1 protein-coding gene, 1 tRNA gene and 2 rRNA genes (1 of these 4 cut by a window edge) are annotated in these 2,500 nt (G+C 55.1%); 3 read left to right on the top strand and 1 reads right to left on the bottom strand.

The features are described 5' to 3' along the window. The 3 genes from MTR66_RS01270 to MTR66_RS01260 all read left to right on the top strand — a co-directional run. A 23S ribosomal RNA gene (locus MTR66_RS01270) occupies positions 1-1,694 on the top strand (it extends 1,100 nt beyond the left edge of the window). A 152-nt stretch (positions 1,695-1,846) separates the two neighbouring features. Next, positions 1,847-1,961 (top strand): 5S ribosomal RNA (gene rrf, locus MTR66_RS01265). A gap of 112 nt (positions 1,962-2,073) precedes the next feature. After that, a tRNA-Met gene (locus MTR66_RS01260) sits at positions 2,074-2,150 on the top strand. On the opposite strand, the gene MTR66_RS01255 is transcribed toward MTR66_RS01260, so the two are convergent. Then, on the bottom strand, positions 2,129-2,500 hold a 372-nt coding region (locus MTR66_RS01255), incomplete at its 5' end, for a hypothetical protein (protein ID WP_243917222.1). The genes MTR66_RS01260 and MTR66_RS01255 overlap by 22 nt on opposite strands.

The following is a 2,500-nucleotide window of genomic DNA, read 5'->3' as shown; positions in this document are numbered from 1 at the left end:
GCAGCCATCCTTTAAAGAAAGCGTAACAGCTCACTGGTCTAAATAAGGGTTCCTGCGGCGAAAATGTAACGGGGCTAAAGTGATGCACCGAAGCTTAGGGTTCAGAACTTTGTTCTGAGCGGTAGCGGAGCGTTCCGTAGGCGAGTGAAGCGGAAGGGTAACCGACCGTGGACGTATCGGAAGTGCGAATGCTGACATGAGTAGCGATAAAGAGGGTGAGATGCCCTCTCGCCGAAAGACCAAGGGTTCCTGCTTAAAGCTAATCTGAGCAGGGTGAGCCGGCCCCTAAGACGAGCCCGAAGGGGGTAGTCGATGGGAACCACGTTAATATTCGTGGGCCTGGTGGTGTGTGACGGATCTCTTACATTGTACGTCCTTATTGGATTGGGCGTGCTTTCACGAGGTTCCAGGAAATAGCCCCACCGTATAGACCGTACCCGAAACCGACACAGGTGGTCAGGTAGAGTATACCAAGGCGCTTGAGAGAAGTATCCTGAAGGAACTCGGCAAATTGCCTCCGTACCTTCGGAAGAAGGAGGCCCCATGTTTGCGCAAGCAGATGTGGGGGGCACAGGCCAGGGGGTAGCGACTGTTTAGCAAAAACACAGGACTCTGCTAAGTCGGCTTCAAGACGACGTATAGGGTCTGACGCCTGCCCGGTGCCGGAAGGTTAAGAGGAGGAGTGCAAGCTCCGAATTGAAGCCCCGGTAAACGGCGGCCGTAACTATAACGGTCCTAAGGTAGCGAAATTCCTTGTCGGGTAAGTTCCGACCTGCACGAATGGCGTAACGACTTCCCCACTGTCTCCAGGATATGCTCAGCGAAATTGAATTCTCCGTGAAGATGCGGAGTACCCGCGGTTAGACGGAAAGACCCCGTGCACCTTTACTGCAGCTTCAGAGTGGCATTGGAAAATTATTGTGTAGCATAGGTGGGAGGCTTTGAAACATCGGCGCCAGCTGGTGTGGAGCCATAGGTGAAATACCACCCTGTGATTTTTTAATGTCTAACCTCGTACCGTTATCCGGTACAGGGACCCTCTGTGGCGGGTAGTTTGACTGGGGCGGTCGCCTCCTAAAGAGTAACGGAGGCGCGCGATGGTAGGCTCAGGCCGGTTGGAAACCGGCTGCAAGAGTGCAATGGCATAAGCCTGCCTGACTGCGAGATTGACGAATCGAGCAGAGACGAAAGTCGGTCATAGTGATCCGGTGGTCCCTCGTGGAAGGGCCATCGCTCAACGGATAAAAGGTACGCCGGGGATAACAGGCTGATGATTCCCAAGAGCTCATATCGACGGAATCGTTTGGCACCTCGATGTCGGCTCATCACATCCTGGGGCTGGAGCAGGTCCCAAGGGTTTGGCTGTTCGCCAATTAAAGTGGTACGTGAGCTGGGTTCAGAACGTCGCGAGACAGTTTGGTCCCTATCTGCCGTGGGCGTCGATACTTGAGAGGAGTTGCCCCTAGTACGAGAGGACCGGGGTGAACATGCCTCTGGTGTACCTGTCGTGGCGCCAGCCGCGCAGCAGGGTAGCTATGCATGGACGGGATAACCGCTGAAAGCATCTAAGCGGGAAGCCTCCCTCAAGATTAGGTATCTTCGAGTCGTGATAGACCATCACGTTGATAGGCCGGGTGTAGAAGTACGGTAACGTATGGAGCTAACCGGTCCTAATAACTCTGTTCATGCTTGATGAATCCCACCATCAATGACAGCCCTGTAAAGGGATGTCCGGTGGACGATAAAGCCAGCCAGACACATAAACTTGCACGGAATATCCTTCGCCACGCTCAAAATGAGCGGTCGATCGAAGAACATCGATTACAGAAACGCGCCAGCTCCATTGCTTGGTGACCATAGCGTCAGTGCCCCACCCGATCCCATCTCGAACTCGGCCGTGAAACCTGACAGCGCCGATGGTACTAACGCTCAAGCGTTGGAAGAGTAGGACGTCGCCAGGCATTGAAGCCGGCGCGCTTCAAAAAACCCATTCTCAATGATCAAGGGCGTAAAGCCCTCAAGAGGGCCCTAGCGGCCCTCTTCGCGTTCCTAACGAACGCAAAACATCGGTGACGCGGGGTGGAGCAGCCCGGTAGCTCGTCAGGCTCATAACCTGAAGGTCGTAGGTTCAAATCCTACCCCCGCAACCAGATGAAGAACTTACGCGGCCGCCCTTCAGGGCGGCGTTGTCGTTTAAGGCCCACGCCGCCAAATCTGCCACGTTCGCAATGACTTCTGCTTCCGGACCATTGGCTGCGTCAGGGTAGATCGTGACGCTCTCGATCAGATTATCCATCAATTCTGACGCCTCGGTCCGCACGGCCTCATCGCTCAGCGTCTCCCGCAGGGCTGACACCTTCTGCGCAAATTGGCGCACGAGTTCCAGATGTGGAAAGACCTGTGCCGCTGGGCGCGAAGGCGTTGCATGCGCGAGACGGGCTTCGATGTTTGCCTTTTCCGTTTCACGCTCTGAAAGCATCCTGGCGAGCGTGGAACTGAT

Origin of the sequence: Novosphingobium beihaiense, from assembly GCF_022832375.1 — a bacterium.
Classification (GTDB): domain Bacteria; phylum Pseudomonadota; class Alphaproteobacteria; order Sphingomonadales; family Sphingomonadaceae; genus Novosphingobium; species Novosphingobium beihaiensis.
The sequence above is the reverse complement of the archived record's forward strand: the minus strand, read 5'-3'. Positions and strand labels throughout refer to the sequence as shown.